The organism is Pontibacter akesuensis (assembly GCF_001611675.1).
GTDB classification, from domain to species: Bacteria; Bacteroidota; Bacteroidia; order Cytophagales; family Hymenobacteraceae; genus Pontibacter; species Pontibacter akesuensis.
The window spans coordinates 255084-270448 of the sequence record NZ_CP014766.1 but is presented as its reverse complement, the minus strand read 5'-3'; the positions used below and the strand labels follow the sequence as shown (position 1 = coordinate 270448).

The following is a 15365-nucleotide window of genomic DNA, read 5'->3' as shown; positions in this document are numbered from 1 at the left end:
GTGCTTGTAAACATTAATTTATTGGTTTAAAGTTTATTAGAAATTATATAGCCGCATAAGCGAACTGTCACCCTCTTTTGTTTTGGTAGGTGTTGGCGCAGCTTAAGCTAAAGCCTGTTTCTGGTTGTACTGTTTTGCTTCAAGGGCAAAATGACTGCCTGTGCCAGACTTCAGGATTCAGCTTAACAAGGTACAAAGTGTAAGTAGGGGATGAGCTTAGGAATGGCAGGAGCGGGTAAGAATAACGGTAAATGCGAAAGTACTTCTACTGGTGTCTTTTTCGCTAGTCGCCAATAGGGTGAGGGGGCGCCGCTTCCGCTTCAGGACCCGCAAAAAAAGCATCAGCAAAACATACTACCCGAAGGCAGCGCTGTTCTGCTGATGCTCTCAATCTGGCTGCTGATAAATTGCAGCAACTTATACTTAAATACTTGCTTCTGTGTGTTTAGCCATACATTCTTTTTAGGTGAGCGCGCGTGGCGGCCTTATAACGTAAAGCAAACCTTGAATTCAGCGCCTTCGCCTTCCGAAGATTTAATCTCCATCTTGCCGCCCAATAACTTTAAGCGGTTTCGGATGCTGCTTAGGCCGATGCCATTCATGGTATCGTACGCGCCGTCGACCATGCCCTTGCCATTGTCTTTCACACTAAGCCGGACCAAATCGTCTTTTTGGATAAGTTGTACGGACGCCTCGGTGGCGCCTGAATGCTTTATCACGTTGTTCAGCAGTTCCTGTATAATCCTGTACAGCGATAGGGTTACGGTGTAATCAAGTTTTTCATCGAACCCCTGCATCGCGTACTTAATTTTAAGCTGCGGGCTGCTGAAACGGGAAATAATCTCCTCCACGGCAACCTTCAAGCCAAATTCGTTCAGCACCGAAGGAGTGAGCTCTGAGGAGATATCGCGCGTAATATTAATACCCTGCCTCAGCAGTTGGTCTACATTGTCCTTTATTTTCTTCTTCGGTTCGCTTTCCGGGGAAAGGTTGTCGAGGTTAAGTTTGGCGGCGTAAAGCACCTGGCCCAGGCCGTTGTGCAGCGCCTCTGAGATGCGGCTGCGCTCCTCTTCCTGTGTCTGCATCACTGCATTTAAAATCTCGCGCTGCTGCGATACCTGTAGCACAATGTTAGCTTCCTCGGCGTCTTTCTGATCCTGGATATCGGTGGCGGTGCCGATCCACTGCATGATCTCGCCGCTCTCGTTGCGCAGGGGAACCACCTTAATCAGGTGCCAGCGGTACCGGTTGTCAGACTGGCGCAGTATGCGGGCCTGGGTGCTGTGCACTTTGCCGGATTCCAGCGAGGCCATGTAGTCTGGCATCAACTGCTCCAGATCGGTAGGGTGAAAAGCCCTTTTCCAGTTCCATCCAGCTGATTCTTCTTTACTTAAGCCGGTGTACTCGTACCAGGATTCGTTGAAGGAGCTGTTTTCCCCGCTGGGCTTACTGGTCCAGGTAATGTGGGGCACTGCCTCCAGCATAGTGCGGAAACGCTCCACACTTTCCCGTATTTCTTCCTGCTGTTGCTTCAGGGCCTGTTCGTACTGCTTGCGCTCTGTAATGTTGTGCAGCGTAAGCACCAGGCCGTCATCAAACTTAACAGCCACTACGTGCAGCCAGATCTGTTCCCCTTTGTACAGCAACACCCGTTCCTGGTCCATCAGCTTACCTGTTTCCACCACCTGCACCAGTTGCTCAAACGTACCTTGCTCCAGCAGCGTCGGGTACTCTTTCCAAAGGGTTTTGCCGATCAGGTTGGCCTCCGGACGATCCAAAAGTTCCTGTGCCTTGTAATTAACCGTGTTGAGCGTAAAGTCAGTTATTATAAGATCCTGGCGTACCGCTTTCAGGGCCATAATGGCGTTAGGCGAGCTGTTCAGAATGCCGGCGTGCAGCAGGTGTAGGTTCTTGAGCTCGTTTATCTGGATAAAGATGATGATGGCCCCATCAATCCTCCGCTCCTGTGTGATGTAGGGCAGCACACGCATCTGGTACCAAACGCCGGCTTTGTCCTGCACCTGCCGCTCAATATTCTGATTGCTGGCGATGACGTGCCGCACGTCCTCTATCAGGTCTTCGTAGCGCAGGTTGTTGGAGATGTGGTAAATGGAGCGGCCGATGTCTGACTCGATCAGGTTGATCAGCTTGGTGGCCGCCGGGGTATACTTGCGGATGATCAGTTGGCGGTCCACAAAAATCTGCCCGATATCGGTGCTTCTGAAGTAGTTGTTCAGGTCGTCGTCGAGCTCCACCAGCGCCTTTATCTTGTACTGGTGCTCGGCGTTGATGGTGTGCAACTCCTCGTTCAGCGACTGCAGCTCCTCATTGGTGCTTTGCAGTTCCTCGTTGGAGGAAAGCAGCTCCTCATTGGTGCTTTGCAGTTCCTCGTTAGCCGTCTCCAGTTCCTCCACCACGGCCTGCAGGTCGTCTTTGGTGTACTGCAGCTCTATCTCCAGTTCCTGCACCCTGCTCTCGTAGGTGTCATGGTTAAACACCACCACCTGGTCCGAGCTGATGGGCAGGCGCGGCTGCTCTTCCGAGAACAGCACCAGCAGGTGCCGGTGGTGCTGCTTCTTTTCAACCAGCAGGGGCCTCACCAAAATATCAATGTGCCGCAGGTTGCTGCCATCGCGCACCGGCACGTTGTGCGCCGATAGCTTTTCCTGATCCAGAATGGCTTTGCGCAGCATGGTGCCCAGCGTTACAGCCAGGTCCTGTGGCACCAGCTTGAGCAGGTTAAACGTAAACGATTGCTCAGGCAGGTCGAGGTAATTTTTATACTTGCCCGCACCGTGCAGCACGTCGTAATTCTCGTCGATGTACACGGCTGCGTAGCTGTACTCTTCCAGAACGGTTTCGTTGAGTAGCTCGTTGAAGTTCTGCAGCAATACCTGGCGGGCCGACAGGTCGCGGGAGGAGCCAGGAAGGGTAGGGGGCTCCGGGCGCTTGCTAAGCCTGTTGTTCGAGAAGGTATCCATCATACCCAGCGAGTGGGCAGGGGCTGTGTTGCGGTAGATCTTCCACTTCTTGTTTACCTCCTCCATGCTGCGCTGTTCGCCGATGCTCTCGCTGGAGCCCAGGAAAATATATCCGCCTACCACCAGGGAATAGTGGAACTTGGAAATCACTTTCATCTGAAGGCTCTGGTTCAGGTAAATGAGCATGTTGCGGCAACTCACTAAATCTATCTTGCTGAAAGGAGGATCGGTGGTGACATTGTGCGGGGCGAAAATAACCATGCGGCGCACCCGCTGCACCACCCGGAACTTTCCTTCTTCCCGAACAAAAAACTCTTGCAGCCGCGCTTCTGACACGTCGGCCACACTGCTCTCGGGGTAAATGCCTTTGCCAGCAAAATCCAGCGCCTCCCGGTCTATGTCGGAGGCGAATATCTTTACTTCCAGCTCCCTCTTCACCTTGTCCATGTACTCGCGCACCAGTATGGCGATGGAGTAGGCCTCTTCGCCGGTGGAGCAGCCGGCTATCCAGATGCGCAACTGTTCTTTAGGCTTCTTTTTGTGGATCAGACTCGGAATCACCTCCTCGGCCAGCACCTGGTAGGCTTCCTCGTCGCGGAAAAACTTGGTTACCCCAATCAGGAACTCACGGCCCAGTGTCTCTACCTCGCCGGCACGCAGGCTGAGAAAATCAAGGTAGTCTTCCAGCGTTTTGATGTTGAGGATGGCCATGCGGCGGCTGATGCGCCGGATAATGGTGGGCTGCTTGTAATTGCTGAAGTCAATGCCGGTCCGCTCATGCACCATATCCAGTATTTCGGAGAAGGCTGCCTGCGACTGGCTGTTCACCAGTCCTGTTACCCCGCTGGTGATTGGTGTCACCTTCACAAAGTTGAAAATCTCGTTTGGCATCAGCTCCGGTGCCAGTACATGGTCTGCGCAGCCGGTTTTAATGGCGTTGCGGGGCATGCCGTCGAAGCGGGCAGTGGCAGGGTCTTGCACCAGCACCAGACCACCGGCTTTTTTTATGGCACGCGCGCCTTCAGAGCCATCGGTGCCTGTGCCGGAAAGTATAACGCCAATCGCCTTCTGCCCTTTGTCGGCGGCCAGCGACGTGAAGAAAGTATCCACCGTTCTGGAGCGGCCTGCCACTGTTTTGTCCAGGAGCAACAGGCGGTTATCACGGATAATAATCTCTTTGTTGTTCGGGATAACATATACTTTGTTTTGCTCTACCTCAGTGTTGTGTTCCGCCTCCAGCACCTGCAGGGAAGAGTATTGTGCCACCAGCTCCGTAAGCAAATTGCGGTGTTCAGAGGAAATGTGCTGTACGATTACGTAGGCTACGCTGTCCTGCGGCACGCTGCTAAACAGCATCTCCAGGGCGTGCAAGCCACCGGCAGAGGCCCCAATCCCGATCACGAACTCGTTTTGTGCTGATTTATGCCCGTCACTACCGCTTGTATCCTGCGCTGTCTTATTTTCCGCTGACTTTGTCATACTATTTTTTCTATGGAAGCTAGTCTCCGCCTTACCCCGAAAGGCTAAATTACCAAAAATTACAGGTATAAAATGATCCTTACAGCATATAACACTTGCAGTGCCAGCCGCCGTGGGGAAATACGGGATGCTCCTGCTGGTGGAACAGATAAAATCAACACTTAGCTCCATAGCGCGTAAACAAAGACGCATGTGTGAAAGACACCCGCCTGCACGGCATTAAATTTTACCTATGAAAGTAAACAGCCCTAAAGTTATTGTGATTGGTACCTCAGCAGGAGGGATGCAGGCGGTTACAACGCTGCTGGCGGGTCTGCCCGATGATTTGCCTGCCGCTATTTTTGTGGTACAGCATCTCAGCAATGATTCCTCCGCACTGTTCCTGGTGGAGCGTCTACGAAAATACACCGGCCTCACGTGCAAGGTGGCCGAGAACAATGCCCGCATCGAACCCGGCACCTTATACCTGGCCCCGCCCGACCGGCACCTGCTCCTGCGTAAAGACGAGATGCTGGTTGTACGCGGTCCCCGTGAGAACCTGTTCCGGCCGTCCATCGACCCGCTTTTCCGGTCTGCCGCCGCTTATCACGGCGCAAACGTGACGGGCGTGATACTAACCGGCTTTCTGAGTGATGGTGTTGTAGGGTTGGAGGGAGTTAAACGCAGTGGTGGTGTAACGGTGGTTCAGGACCCGGCAGATGCGGAGTTTCCGGCCCTGCCACAAAACGCTATCCGCCAGGTGGAGATTGACCACGTGGTGCCGTTGGCAAAGATGGCCGAAGTACTCACAGAACTAGCGCACCGACCCAACCACAACTCGGTAGCGGTACCGACGGATATTTGGCAGGAGGCACAGATTGCAGAACGCGTGATGAACAACAGCGAAATGACAAGTATAGAAGATCTAGAAAAGGCGGGCGACCGCACACCCTATAGCTGCCCCGAGTGCGGCGGTGGCTTGTGGGAGCTATCACAGGAGGGCACGATCGAACGGTACCGGTGCCACTCCGGCCATGCCTACACCAAAGACGCCCTGATTAGGGGCATGTCCGAATCGTTGGAGGAAACAATTTGGGTAGCCCTGCGCACCCTGGAGGAGCGGCGTAACATCCTGATGCAAATGTCCCGGGGCGAGAGCAACAAAGGCAACCAGCGCTGGGCCTCAATACAGGAAGAGCGGGCGGATGAAATGAAGGTGCACATCGAACGGCTCCGGGAGTTGCTCAACAAATCGAGCCTTTCCGATGCGGAGAACCTAGGGGACGTAGGCTAACGCTCCTGCTTTAATCTGAAAAAGTATAAACCTTTAATAATAGCGGGGCTGTCCATGCCCTGAAGTGTGTCTATGCCCCTAAGTGTAGAAGCAATCTGTGCAACACTTGCAGCTCCGGCTTTACCAATTCCGCACTGGCTGAAGGCAAGGGTTGCGTTACCTTGTAGAAACGCCATATCCATTTAAACTTCCTGATAGCTGCAGCAACTCAGGCAGCCAACCCTGGCGCCGCAATAAATCCGTCCCGGCACATCAGAGGCCGTTAATTTTATGTGCACCACTTGGTTGTATCCTGAGAGCGGATACATTTCCTTCCAGTTGATAAGGGATTTCTAAAAAGCTGCAATTCTGATTTATAACCAGCTACCCACGTGAACCAGGGTAGCGCCTGGTGGTGCAGCAGGAAGAAGTGGGTGTTTTATACTTATTCGGATGCGTAAAAGCTGTAATTGGATGTGATAAGGCAGTATTTAGAGGATGCTTCCTAGCCGTTCCGGAGTTGACGGCGTAAAAACAGTTATAACTAACATTCTTTCATTTAGAAGTTCATTAAGAAGTTTGGTTATTGTTTGTCTTGAGGCCGGGAGTGGTCATGCCTTTTTTGGGTGCTGAGGATGGCCCTCCCTCGCCTTATTCTTGTTGCTTTTCTATACTTAAAACGCCGGCAGTTACTGCCGGCGTTTTAAGCTAAAGCTTAAGTTTAGCGCTTCATAGGAAGGAAATGCGTTTGCCAACCTAGAACTTCCTCTTCACTCAGCTACTCAATATTCCTGTGCAGTAACCGCTCCAGCATCACCTTGGCGTTGATAAAGCCCTTGAGGTTGGTGTAATCGTGCGATCTATAGTTTATGCATTCCACACCATAAAAGAAATTGAGCAGAGAGTTGAGCAACTCTTCCGGCAAGGTAACAGTCTGTTCTTCGGCTCCCTGATCTGCTTTTATCCAGAGACCTTTAGTCTGGAAAGAAACCTGAAATGACTTTATTCCGCCACTCGTAACCAGGTCCTCAAAGTCTTGCAGTGTTTGTGTAAGTTTAGTTACCATATAAGTTTGTTCCTCAATACACTTCGTTGTTGTGCGTGCTGATCTAACCTAAACTTACGTAGAAGAATTCCTTGGGAAATACTGATTTTTTCTGTCCGTATTTATAGCTTTATGTCCTGATTATTATTAACTTATTCCTCTGTTAACCATGCATCCCTGATGCAAAGGCCCTTATGGTGCAGCAGCTACGTGTTAACCCGTAACTTCTCCGGCTACTACTGAATTCACTCTTTTCCGGGGACTATCAAGGGGTAAGTTTTGTATACTTACTAGCACCAGCACAGTTTCGGATTAGCGTGTAATATGAGGAGCGGAAAGTGCCTTGGGAATTTTAACTAAAAAACTGGAAATGGAATTTGTTGATCTAAAAACAGGCTACAAATTAACCGGGTTCGAAACCTTTGAGTCGGCGCGCTCTGCCTCTGAAAAACTTTGCGGCAAGGGGTTCAAGGTCGTGTACCTGAACGAAACCTCGCATGTGCGGGAAATGGAGATACGGGAATTTACGCAAAGCTATGGCGAGGCAGCCAATCGGGAGTTTCAGAATTACCATTTTAGCAAGCGCGAGCAGGCAAAGGGAAAGGCCACAGAAAGCCTTCTGACAGCCGTAGAGGTGCTTGAGGAGAAGAGCAGCTGCAGTGCAAACTATATTATGGTGGTGCACGGCGGCGTGTAAAGCGCCTGATTCTGCTGCACAACCCTATTTTAAGCTAGCGATAAACAGCGTCGGAATTCTACGGATTTGAGCAAATCCAAGTATAAAGCACACAACCATACGTTCTTCCGGCTGGCCGAAGTAAAATCAACTGAAATGGAAATTTTTTGCTGAAAAAAAGTTATACTTTTAGATGACCTTAGCGGACAAAGAGAGATGACAGAAGAGGAATTCAGTACGAAGTATAAAGAAGGCCTAGACGCTTTACTAGGTGCCATGGCCGAAGAACCGGAAATAGATGTGAAGAAGTTTTATAGTATGGCCTGCATTCTGGAGAACCTTAGCTTTTTCGGGCCTGTCCTGTATGGCTTGATGCAAACCGAAAAGAAGTAACTGAGGCTGCAGGTAAGCCAGCGAAAACAGAAGGCCCGCTTTATCAAAGAGATAAAGCGGGCCTTCTGTTTATACTTCCTGTGTATAGTATAGGTTCTTGTTAGGCTAACGGATTGCTGGCAAGTGACGACTTAACCCCTTTTTGCAGGCTTAGGTACGCTTCGTCCATCGTTGAGGCATAAAGGAACAGGTTTTCTACTTTCAAAACTTTCAGCAAGCGCTGTACCATGGTGTCGCACCCTACCAATGTAACCGTGGCGCGCATAGACCTAAGGTGCAGCAGGTGGTTGATAAAGCCACTGAATCCAATACTGCTGAAGACTAATTTTCTGATATCGGCACAATCAAGCAAAATAAATTTTTCTTCTGATGAGGGAAGTTCTTGCAGCGAATCCGCAATCTCCTTCAGGCCAGTGTCTTCTACACGTCCTTCCACGAGGAGCAGGTTCAATTCTCCGAGTTTCTTTATCTTGATATTCATAGTAGTTGTACTTTTAGGTGATAGTTTTGCCTGCAACGCTTGCGGACGCTACCATTGTTTTGTACTATTTATTTAAGAAGAAGTTTGAGCGGCATTGCCTTTAGGTAAAGATTTAGTAGTTAATTCAGTTTGGCCTGTGGGAACTACTGATTTTGAGTGGATTATACTGAAGAATGACTGCGGCTTTTTTCGGGAACCTGGGCCTGTGCAAATGAGCGTATTAAAAGTAAGTAAAGGCAGTTGTTCTTTTTACGAATGCCTTAACCCTTATTTTATACTATTACATAGGCGCCTGGTGATGCGGACATCTAACCGTGCGGGCGTAGTTAGTTACCCCTCAACACCGGCTTTAATAGCGTGTACTAATAGATAAGAATATAAAATCCACACCGCTTGGATAGACTCTGCTCACCCAAGGGCATTATCTGCGTTGTGGTGCTCTTAAATTTCAGCATCCTTCACCCTTTCCTCGTGCTCATTTACAGGTAATTAAGGTAAATTAACGTAACCTTTATACTAATGGATTAGTTTTACTACTAATACATTAGGAATACTCCGAACTGGTTAGTATATTTGATCAAATAATTACCACCATGCAGAAACTAGGAAAAAGAGAAGAGCAGATCATGCAGATCGTTTGGAAGCTTGAAAAGGCGTTCATCAAAGATATTATAGATGAAATGCCAGAGCCAAAACCACACTACAACACCGTGGCCACGATGGTTAAAATACTAACCGAGAAGGGATTTCTTAGCGCCGCGAAGCTGGGGAACACTTACCAGTACACGCCCCAGGTGGAACTGGCAGCATACCGGCAGGAGGATGTGGCCACCATCAAGCGCAAGTACTTCGGCAACTCCTTTTCCAGGATGATCACGCACTTTGCCAAGGAAGAAAACCTGTCGGACGAGGAGCTGGATGAGCTTGTTCGCATTATAAAATCACAGAAAAACAGCTAAAACCTTAACGCCACATCGCCATGATAGAGTTACTGCTAAAAGCCTCCTTCGCCATGGGCATTGCCTTTTTGTTCTACAAGCTGCTGCTGCAGCAGGAGAGCTTCTTTACGGCCAACCGGTTATACTTGCTTTGCTGCCTTGCGCTGGCCTTTGCCCTCCCTTTTATAAACCTGCCACCGCTGGTGAGCCAGCAGGGGTACCTGGCATCGGTTTTTGAAAATGATGTTATCGCCGAGGCAAGTATAACTGAGGTGCGAAATGTAACTGGCACGCAAACGGAGGCTGGTGCGCCTGTTGTAAGCATGCCGCCACAGGTGAACACCGATGCGGCGGGAGCACAAGAGGCGGCGGCAACTAACGAAGCGGTAGCAGCAAATAGCGGGGGAATCAGCTGGGTATTCTGGGTAGTGGTGCTGTACTTGTTTGGCGTAGCCGTTTTCACTCTGAGCCTGCTGTTCCAGGTGGGCAGTATCGTGTATAAGATTATTACCGCCACCGATAAGATACAGGATGGCGATTGCGTGATTGTGAACACGGCAGGCAGACAGGCACCCTGCTCTTTCTTTAAATATATCTTCATACATCCCGATGAGTACGACTACGATACCTACGAGCAGATTATCGCGCATGAGAAAGTGCATGCTAGGCTGGGGCACAGCTTCGACCTGCTATTGGCCGAAATAGCGGTAATTATACTTTGGTTTAACCCCTTGGCGTGGCTTTGGAAGCGCGAAATTGAAAAAAACAACGAGTACCAGACAGACGCCCAGCTGCTGGAGAAGGAGCAGGTGCGCAAGGAACAATACCAATTGAACCTGCTGCAGATAGCCGTTCCGAACAAGCCGCTCAGCATTACCACCAACTACAACCAATCGCTACTAAAACAAAGAATTATGATGATGAACGCGAAAAGATCGACCATACATGCTTACTGGAAATACGCTTTCCTGGCACCCCTTTTCTTTGGAACGCTCCTGGTAATGAACGAACCAGCCGTGAGCAGCAACATACCCGCCGGCGATATGGGCGACATCATGCCGCGTGCCGTGCAGGAACGAATAATGGGCGCCATTAACGAGGAGGTGAAGGAAAAAGTACAGGAATCCCGGCTTTCCAAAACAGCGGCAGTAACTGAAGAAAGTCCTGTAGAAGAAAGTCCTGTAGTAGTTGAGAAGGAGAAAATAAAGGAACGTGCTCCGGTTGGGCCGCAACGTGGGCCAATAGGAGCTGTGCGGGAGCCCATGCCATCGCCGCGCGTGATTTCGGCTGCACCTGGCAAGCGCGGCATGTCCATCAACATCACCGGCCGCCAAACAGATATGTCAGAGGGGTTCTGGTACAGCAGCAGGGAAAACGGGGAGTACTGCATCAGCTTTAAAGGCGAGAAAAACACCTCTTCCTGGAACATGTCCAGATGCTTCGACAGCGCACAATTTCAGAAAAAAGGCGACAATACCTATGTGCTGACGAAAGAGGCGGGCACGCTGCAGCTAACCGGCAACCTGGACGCGGAAGTAGGGCAGGGGAAGTATACCTTCACGGAAAACGCCGGCTTTAAAAATTACCTGACAAGCAACAACATCTCCAGCAGAGATCAAAACCTTCTTTTTCACCTGTTTTTTGGAGACGTTAACAAGGATTATGTGGAATTCCTGAAGCAGCAGTATGGCAATGTAGACGGCAACCGCTTGCTGGAACTGGCGATACATGGTGTGAAGCAGCCGGATTTTAAGAATTACATCGCCCTGTTCCAGAAGTATAGCAACAAGAAACCATCGATACAGGAAGTGGTGGAAGCCAGAATTCACGGCATAAGCGAGGCGTATGTGCAGGAACTGCAGGCCATGAACTTTACGGGAGTAAGCCTGAAGAAAATGATGGAAGCCAAAATACACGGTGTAAACGGTGCCTTCGTGGAAAGCCTGAAGAAAGCAGGCTTCAACAACCTGCCCCTCGATAAATTGATAGAGGCAAAAATACACGGTGTCAACCCCTCTCTTGTAAATGAGCTGCAGGGGCTGGGCTATGGCAAGCTAAGCCTGGACGAGGTAATACAGCTCAAGATCCACAATGTGGATGCTGCCTACGTGAAAGACCTGCGCTCGGCCGGATTGGATAAACTGACACTGAACCAGGTGGTAGAGGCGAAGATTCACGGCCTGAATGCGGCTTCAATCAAAGAGATAAGGGCATTAGGGTTTGAAAATATCGGCTTCAGGGATATAGTGTCTGCCAAAATTCACGGGGTGAATGCAGCTTTCGTGGAAGAGCTTCAAAAGGCAGGCTTCAAAGACATCAGTATAGATGATGCTGTTGCGGCCAGAATTCACCGTGTTGATGGCGCATTCATTAAAAAAGCCAGGGAAGAGGGCTACAACCTGAACAGCATCGACAAGTATGTTTCCCTCAAAATCCATGGCATGGCGATGGAGTCGCTGAAAAATAAATAGTCAGAAGCACCTTCCATTAGGCTGCTAAAACTCAGAGGTGTTGTAAGCGCTGCATCGCTTATTAAGAAACCGAGGAGAAATGAACTGCAGGCACTTCTCTCCCTTTTCATCCCTTGAAAAATAATTGCCCTTTTTCAGTGGCACGCTGTAATGCCTTGCTGTCTGCTTCGTCTTTGCAATGGGAGGGGGGCGAAGTATAAAATTTTTGCAGCAGCCGGTGCAACGTTCTTGTTATTTGGTTGTCTTTAAGGCACTGCCAATAATTCTCACCATTCGGTAATATAACTTCTTGATCTAATACTATGAAAAAAGGATTACTTCTTTTGCTGGGACAGCTATGCCTGTTCAGCAGCGTTTCAATCACTGCCCTGGCGCAGGAAGGAACCCCAGCCTCGGCAACATCCACGCCTCAGCACAGCGGTAAGATTACGGGCGTACTCACTGATTCTGTGTCAGGTAAACCCATTGATTATGCCACGGTTGCCCTGCTAAGGCAAGGAGAGACACAAGCAGTGGATGGTACCCTGACAGATGCCCAGGGCGCCTTCTCCTTTACCAACGTGAGCACCGGAACATATGTGCTGGCTGTCAGTTTTATCGGTTACCAAACAAAGAGCATCGGTCCTGTTTCCATTACAGAAACTAACCGCAGCAGCGCCCTGGGCACTATCCGGCTAAGTCCGGCTACCACACAGCTGCAGGAGGTGAACGTGGAGACCATGCGCCCCACCATTACCATGGAGGCTGACCGTATGGTGGTGAACATTGAGGGCACTGCCATGGCCGCGGGTAACACTGCCTATGATGTACTGGCAAAATCTCCGGGCGTCTACATCGATCAGGATGGAAACATACAGCTCAATGGTAAATCAGGGGTAACGGTGATGCTGGACGGGAAACTGACCTACCTCTCTTCGCGCGACCTGCGCACACTGCTGGAGGGTATGGCCGCCGAGAACATCAAGAATATTGAGATCATCACCAACCCATCTGCCAAGTATGACGCCGAAGGATCATCGGGCATCCTGAACATCAACCTGAAAAAGAACACGCAGCAGGGAATGAACGGCAGCGTGTACGGCAGCTATAACTATAACGGCAAGCAGCACGGCTACTCCACCGGAGGGAATATCAACTACAAAACCAGCCAGTGGAATTCCTACATAAACCTGGACATGGCGCGCCGGGTAGGGGGGCGCGAAGCAACGTTTACACGTGTGTTTTTCAATGAGGCGCAAACCACTTATTTTGATCAGGTAGCTACCGGCAACTATGAGGTAGAGGGCCCGCCCGTGGTGCGGGTGGGTACAGACTACACCATCAACAAGGTGCACAGCATCGGGTTTATGGCCAACTACGGAACCAACAAACTGCATTCTGATTTTCTGACCGATACGTACATTGGGCCTGCTCCAAACCAGCCTTTGCTTTACATCGACGCGAACAACTACAATGTGAACCGGTTCTCCAACTTCACCACGAACCTGCACTACCAGGGCAAGCTCGATACTGTGGGAACCACCTTATCGGCAGACATAGACTTTGTGAAAATCACCAACAGGGGCTACGGGAATTTCTATAACTTTTATGATTCTTTGGCAACCGACCAGCCTGTGCGGCAGGATTTCCTTTATACCGACACACCGAACGGCTTCGACATTTACGCCGCGAAGGTAGACTTTGCTCGCCCGCTCATGGAAGGGCATAAACTTGAACTGGGCGCCAAAGCCAGCCGGGTGGTTTCCGATAACGATTCGCGCTTTTACTTTAACAACAGCGAGGTGCCGGTGCTGGACCTGAACCGCACGAACCACTTTGTGTATGACGAGGATATCTACGCCGCCTACCTTAACTGGAACGGCAAATTCGGAGATAATTATACGGTGCAGGCGGGCCTGCGGGCAGAGCAGACAAGGTCTGTTGGGGAATCCTTCACCACGGGGGACATACGAAAACGGAAGTACCTTGATTTCTTCCCCAGCATATTTGTACAACAGAAGCTGAATGAAAACTACCAGGTAAACTACAGCTACAGCCGCCGCATTCAGCGCCCCAACTACGGCAGCCTGAATCCCTTCATCTCGTACCGCGACCCTTATACGTACGTGCAGGGCAATCCGGGGCTTCGGCCGCAGTACACGCACGCCTTCGGCATAACACAGGTATTTAAGAAAGATTACAGCCTGGTGTTTAACTATCAACTGCTGCAGGATGTGATTTCTGAGCTGCCCATATTGGATGTGGAGAACGCCACCACCATCTATACCACCGGCAATGTGGACGACGCGCAGAACATCAGCCTGACCGCCATCCTGCCCTTCCAGATCATGAAGAACTGGGACACCAACAACACGCTTGTTACCGCCTACAACGAATACACCATGCTGATAGGTAATGAGCTGGAGGTGAACGACCAGATATTCTACATGGTGCAGACAAACCACAACATTCTACTTCCAAAGAAATTTAAGCTGGAGGTGAACGGCGTGTACCGGGGCCCGGCTGCTTCAGGATTATACCGTATTGCGCCGATGTGGTGGGTACACGCTGCCGTAAAGAAATCTTTTCTGGATGATAAGCTGGATGTGAGCCTGAACGTGAACGACATTTTTAAAACCTACAGGCTTGTCTTCACAACTGACATTGGGGAGAACATCAATGACTTTGACCAGTACTTCCGTGGCCGCAATGTTGGCGTCACGCTACGCTACAACTTCAGCCGGGGTGCCGAGTTCAAGGCGAACCGCCGCAACAACAGCCTGGATGAATTGAACCGCACGGGCAACTAACACAACTGCCGAAGGAGTTGTAGGAAAAAAAGTTTAAGTGAGAAATAACCCACAAGAAAAGGCCGGACATTTGTCCGGCCTTTTCTTGTGGTATAGGTAATATGTATAGGGTTTAGCAGTTGCCGTCGATGCCGCAGCTGTCTCCCTCCGTCTTAATTTCTTCAAAAGCGGGTGCCTTGGGCGCAACCTCCGAAAATACGTTCAGGAAGGTGGCTGCCGGTTGGGCGCCGCTCACCAGGTACTTGTCGTTGATGATGAAAGCGGGTACACCCGTGATGCCGGATGCCTGAGCCCACTGCTCCAGCGCGCGCACTTCCTTTGTTCCTTCCTCGCCCTCAAAAAATCCTTCCAGCTTTTCTGCCGGAATGCCATTGGCTATACCTACCTCCTTCAGCACTGCCGTATCATTCATGTTTTTGCCTTCGGTAAAGTGGCTGTAGAAAAGGGCATTGGCTACGGCTTTCTGCACACCATGCTGATCAGCCAGCCAAATAAGTCTGTGGCCGTTAAAGGTGTTATTTACCCGTGGCAGCTTGTCAAAGTTGAACTGTATGCCTTCTTCTGTGCCTGCGTCGGTCATGCGCTGGTTCATGGTATCGAGCTGTGAAACGATGCCAGGGCCATAGCTGTTTTTGAAATACTCCACTCTGTCTACGCCTTCCTGCGGAATGCTGGCATTCAGCTCGAACGGCTTAAAGTTGATGTCAAACTCATACGTACCCTCAGTAGCGGCAATAGCCTTTTTCAGGCGCTGCTCGCCCACGTAGCACCAGGGGCAGTTGATATCAGATACAATGTCTATTTTTATTTTCTGCTTGCTCATGTCTGTCGTTCGTTGTTTGTGTGATACTTGTATAAAC

Annotated in this window: 10 protein-coding genes; 6 read left to right on the top strand and 4 right to left on the bottom strand. The window is 50.2% G+C overall.

The features are described 5' to 3' along the window. Positions 1 to 485: 485 nt before the first annotated feature. Positions 486 to 4460 (bottom strand): CheR family methyltransferase, encoded by a 3975-nt coding sequence (locus A0W33_RS01110; RefSeq protein WP_068836454.1) that lies wholly within the window; start codon positions 4458 to 4460, stop codon positions 486 to 488. A 232-nt stretch (positions 4461 to 4692) separates the two neighbouring features. Between A0W33_RS01110 and A0W33_RS01105 the strand changes: the two genes are divergently transcribed. Further along, positions 4693 to 5733, top strand: coding sequence for a chemotaxis protein CheB (locus A0W33_RS01105; RefSeq protein ID WP_068836453.1), 1041 nt, complete (start codon positions 4693 to 4695; stop codon positions 5731 to 5733). Positions 5734 to 6490: 757 nt separating this feature from the next. Here the strand turns inward: A0W33_RS01105 and A0W33_RS01095 are convergent. Next, positions 6491 to 6778: a hypothetical protein gene (locus A0W33_RS01095; protein ID WP_068836451.1), complete on the bottom strand. Its 288-nt coding sequence runs from the start codon at positions 6776 to 6778 to the stop codon at positions 6491 to 6493. Between the two features lie 349 nt (positions 6779 to 7127). On the opposite strand from A0W33_RS01095, the gene A0W33_RS01090 reads away from it, so the two are divergent. After that, entirely contained in the window at positions 7128 to 7454 is a 327-nt protein-coding gene (locus A0W33_RS01090; protein ID WP_068836450.1) for a hypothetical protein, read from the top strand. A 195-nt stretch (positions 7455 to 7649) separates the two neighbouring features. After that, positions 7650 to 7826, top strand: a complete 177-nt coding sequence (locus A0W33_RS21035) for a hypothetical protein (RefSeq protein ID WP_172798072.1) — start codon at positions 7650 to 7652, stop codon at positions 7824 to 7826. Between the two features lie 100 nt (positions 7827 to 7926). Here the strand turns inward: A0W33_RS21035 and A0W33_RS01085 are convergent, their stop codons facing one another. After that, entirely contained in the window at positions 7927 to 8307 is a 381-nt protein-coding gene (locus tag A0W33_RS01085) for an STAS domain-containing protein (protein WP_068836449.1), read from the bottom strand. Positions 8308 to 8900: 593 nt separating this feature from the next. On the opposite strand from A0W33_RS01085, the gene A0W33_RS01080 reads away from it, so the two are divergent. From A0W33_RS01080 to A0W33_RS01070, 3 genes are all read left to right on the top strand, one after another. Then, a complete protein-coding gene (locus A0W33_RS01080) occupies positions 8901 to 9266 on the top strand; it encodes a BlaI/MecI/CopY family transcriptional regulator (protein ID WP_068836448.1) in 366 nt (121 codons plus the stop codon). 20 nt (positions 9267 to 9286) lie between these two features. Next, positions 9287 to 11716, top strand: a complete 2430-nt coding sequence (locus A0W33_RS01075) for a M56 family metallopeptidase (protein WP_068836447.1) — start codon at positions 9287 to 9289, stop codon at positions 11714 to 11716. A gap of 302 nt (positions 11717 to 12018) precedes the next feature. Further along, positions 12019 to 14505, top strand: coding sequence for a TonB-dependent receptor domain-containing protein (locus A0W33_RS01070; protein ID WP_068836446.1), 2487 nt, complete (start codon positions 12019 to 12021; stop codon positions 14503 to 14505). A 112-nt stretch (positions 14506 to 14617) separates the two neighbouring features. Here A0W33_RS01070 and A0W33_RS01065 read toward each other — a convergent pair whose 3' ends face one another. Continuing rightward, a complete protein-coding gene (locus A0W33_RS01065) occupies positions 14618 to 15328 on the bottom strand; it encodes a DsbA family oxidoreductase (RefSeq protein ID WP_068836445.1) in 711 nt (236 codons plus the stop codon). Between the last annotated feature and the right edge of the window lie 37 nt (positions 15329 to 15365).

What these genes read in the sequence shown, in the direction of transcription:
- A0W33_RS01070 (WP_068836446.1), top strand. Translation starts at nt 12,019, where the DNA reads ATGAAAAAAGGATTACTTCTTTTGCTGGGACAGCTATGCCTGTTCAGC.
- A0W33_RS01095 (WP_068836451.1), bottom strand. Translation starts at nt 6,778, where the DNA reads ATGGTAACTAAACTTACACAAACACTGCAAGACTTTGAGGACCTGGTT.
- A0W33_RS01110 (WP_068836454.1), bottom strand. Translation starts at nt 4,460, where the DNA reads ATGACAAAGTCAGCGGAAAATAAGACAGCGCAGGATACAAGCGGTAGT.
- A0W33_RS01105 (WP_068836453.1), top strand. Translation starts at nt 4,693, where the DNA reads ATGAAAGTAAACAGCCCTAAAGTTATTGTGATTGGTACCTCAGCAGGA.
- A0W33_RS21035 (WP_172798072.1), top strand. Translation starts at nt 7,650, where the DNA reads ATGACAGAAGAGGAATTCAGTACGAAGTATAAAGAAGGCCTAGACGCT.
- A0W33_RS01080 (WP_068836448.1), top strand. Translation starts at nt 8,901, where the DNA reads ATGCAGAAACTAGGAAAAAGAGAAGAGCAGATCATGCAGATCGTTTGG.
- A0W33_RS01090 (WP_068836450.1), top strand. Translation starts at nt 7,128, where the DNA reads ATGGAATTTGTTGATCTAAAAACAGGCTACAAATTAACCGGGTTCGAA.
- A0W33_RS01085 (WP_068836449.1), bottom strand. Translation starts at nt 8,307, where the DNA reads ATGAATATCAAGATAAAGAAACTCGGAGAATTGAACCTGCTCCTCGTG.
- A0W33_RS01075 (WP_068836447.1), top strand. Translation starts at nt 9,287, where the DNA reads ATGATAGAGTTACTGCTAAAAGCCTCCTTCGCCATGGGCATTGCCTTT.
- A0W33_RS01065 (WP_068836445.1), bottom strand. Translation starts at nt 15,328, where the DNA reads ATGAGCAAGCAGAAAATAAAAATAGACATTGTATCTGATATCAACTGC.